The sequence below is a fragment of the Candidatus Viridilinea mediisalina genome (genome assembly GCF_002532535.1).
Taxonomy (GTDB): domain Bacteria; phylum Chloroflexota; class Chloroflexia; order Chloroflexales; family Chloroflexaceae; genus Viridilinea; species Viridilinea mediisalina.
On sequence record NZ_NQWI01000225.1, the window covers coordinates 1 to 3,034 of the forward strand.

Below are 3,034 nucleotides of genomic sequence, written 5' to 3' on the forward strand. Positions count from 1 at the left end.
TTAGCCGGCTAAAGCCGGCACTCCAGCGTGTACCACATCGTGTGGAACGACACTGAGACCCTTTTCAGACAGCTTCTTAGGGATGATTTCAGAAAGCGGAAGACCGCTTTACAATGTTGCGAGGATGCGTGAGGCGAAGATGGCGAAGGCTTCGCGTCCTCGCGTCCTCGCGTCCTCGCAAACGGTAAAGCCTCCACTAACCATCCCTTACCTCCACATGCCTACATCGGCGAGATGCCATGCTTCTTGGGTACATGGCGCTCGCGCTTGGAGAGGGTGACGTGCAGTGAGCGCACGAGGATGCGCCGACTATCACGCGGTTCAATCACGTCATCAATCAGACCCCGGGCGGCGGCGACATAGGGGTTGTTGAATTTCTCTTGGTATTCGTCTACAAGCTCTTGGCTGCGCGCCTTGGGATCGGCAGCGGCCTTGACCTCGTTGCGGAAGAGAATATTGACCGCGCCCGCAGCGCCCATGACGGCCAGTTCCGCGTTGGGCCACGCGTAGAGCAGGTCGCCACGCAGCCCTTTGCTACTCATCACGCAGTAGGCACCCCCGTAGCTCTTGCGCAGAATGAGCATCAGTTTGGGCACGGTCGCCTCGGAATAGGCATAGATCAGGCGGGCGCCCTCACGGATGATGCCGCCATACTCCTGGTTGGTGCCCGGTAAAAAGCCCGGTACGTCTTGGAAGGTGATGATCGGAATATTGTAGGTATCACAAATACGAATAAAGTGAGTTGCTTTGATGCTTGCTTTGATGTCAATCGTGCCAGCGAGGTGCATCGGTTGGTTGGCGACCATGCCAACGACATAGCCATCGAGCCGGGCGAAGCCGACGACCATGTTTTGGGCCCAGAGTTCATGAACCTCCAGGAAGCGTCCGTCGTCTACTATGCTGGCGATGACCTGGCGCACATCGTAGGGTTTACCCGGATCCACCGGCACGATCTCCTCCAATTCGGGGCAGCGCCGTTCAGGATCGTCACGCGGGGGCACATAGGGCGGATCGCTCATGTTGTTGGAAGGCAGGTAGCCGAGCAGATCGCGCACCTTCAGCAGACATTCGCGGTCATCAAGCGAGAGAAAGTGGGCCACACCACTCTCGGTGGCGTGGATGCGCCCGCCGCCTAGCTCCTCTTGGCTCACATTCTCTTGCATAACCGAACGCACCACCTCAGGCCCGGTGATGAACATATAGCTATTTTCGGTCATGAAGATAAAATCGGTAAGGCCAGGTGAATAGACCGCACCGCCAGCGCAGGGGCCCAGAATGACCGAGAGTTGCGGGATGACGCCCGAAGCTTCGCAGTTGGCATCGAAGATACGGGCATAGCCCCCCAGGCTATCCACCCCCTCTTGGATGCGGGCACCGCCCGAATCATTTAGGGCAACAAAGGGGCAGCCATAGCTCAAGGCCATACGCATGGCTTTGATAATCTTGTTGGCGTGCATCTCGCCCAGCGAGCCGCCCATCACACTGGCATCTTGAGCCGCAGCAAAGACCTGACGCCCGTTGACGAGGCCAAAGCCCGAGACAACCCCATCGCCATAGCGCGAACCCTTCCCTCCCATATAGCTCTCGTAGCGCGGCATCACGAGCGTATCAATCTCGTTGAAGCTATCGGGATCAAAGAGGATGTTGATGCGTTCACGGGCGGTGAGCCGCCCCTTCTTGTGTTGCGTCTCCCGATCCTTGGCGCTGCCTGCGGCAATGGCTTTGCGTTCGCGCAATTTGCGAACGAAGTCTTCCATAGACATAGAATCTCCTTCGGTGGGTAACTGTTCAGCGTTGAAGAACTTGCTTTTCGTTCGTGTTGGAGTGCCGGCTTTAGCCGGCTAAAGCCGGCACTCCAGCGTGTGCCCCCTGGCTTTTCAGACAGAGTCTGAGGGCTGCTGGCCTAACCTTTCATGCCCCTGGGGCACTAGCCCCGCAGTACCAACGTGAGCTAGGGTTAGTATACTCCCTTTATTGACATACCACCAAACCTGGTTGGGGCTCGTGGTGAGCGTCGTGGCGCTACAACGGAGCGGCACCCAACCATGTTGGGCTTGCTGGAAGTCGTGGGGTTGGGGCAGGCAACAGACCTGCTGAGTGGCAACTGTAAGGCCGACGCGCAAAGCCTTGAGCAGCGCCTCTTTAGCACTCCAGATCGCAGTAACCATCGTATCGTGCAGGGGGCTAGGGGTTGCTGCAATCACCGCTTGTTCCTCTGGGGTGAAATAGCTTGTCACCAGGCTCGGATGGTGGCTAGTGATCTGTTCAATATCTGCACCAATGGGGCTTCCCGTAGGCTCAATGGCGCAGAGCGCACGCCCATAGCTGTGGCTAATACTGAGGCTAGGGGCAGGTAGGGGGAACGCCGGTGGCAACCACACTTCAGGCGCACCATCGGCAGCAGGGGTAATGACAATCGCAGCGAGATCCAGGGGGTACCCCTCTTCAGCCAAGACGCGCTGGGTGAGCCGCTTGGCCGTCCAGCGGCCCAAGAGCCAGTCGTTGCGCCGCTTGGGGATATGGAGCGTCGCAAGGTGCGCCTGCTCCGCCGGGCTGAGCCAAGCCGCTACCGGAAGTGTCGGCAGGTCGTTGAGCGTTTGGTGTAGCCAAGCGAGCATGGTGGAGGGGGGAGAACAGAGGAACAGGGGAACAGAGGAACAGAGGAACAGAGGAACAGGAGAACAGGGGAACAGGGGAACAGAGGAACAGGAGAACAGGGGAACAGGGGAACAGGGGAACAGAGGAACAGGAGAACAGGGGAACAGGGGAACAGAGGAACAGGGGAGCAGGGAGCAGTATTGTTGATAGTGCCATTCAACAAATTCCTCCTAGCATACCGCAAAAACAAGATCAGTCAAACATCAACTCATACCAATTATCCTTGAACATGCCGCATCATTAAGAATACTAAGGGAAGCGGATGTTGTTGATTGCCCTGTTGCTTGGCCACCCCGAGCGAAGGTTCGTAGGAACGTTCCTGTTTGCGCCGTAGGTAGTGCCGACTTATGGTCTTCCAGTAAATAATCCGCTAACC

General features: G+C 57.4%; 2 protein-coding genes. Both read right to left on the reverse strand.

Annotation, left to right across the window (positions count from 1 at the left end; translation table 11 throughout):
• Window positions 1–221: 221 nt before the first annotated feature.
• Window positions 222–1,757, reverse strand: a complete 1,536-nt coding sequence (locus tag CJ255_RS21510; RefSeq protein WP_174714089.1) for an acyl-CoA carboxylase subunit beta — start codon at window positions 1,755–1,757, stop codon at window positions 222–224.
• 120 nt (window positions 1,758–1,877) lie between these two features.
• The gene (locus tag CJ255_RS21515; RefSeq protein WP_097646128.1) at window positions 1,878–2,618 is read right to left on the reverse strand and encodes a 4'-phosphopantetheinyl transferase family protein; all 741 of its coding nucleotides are present in this window, start codon (window positions 2,616–2,618) and stop codon (window positions 1,878–1,880) included.
• Window positions 2,619–3,034: the final 416 nt, after the last annotated feature.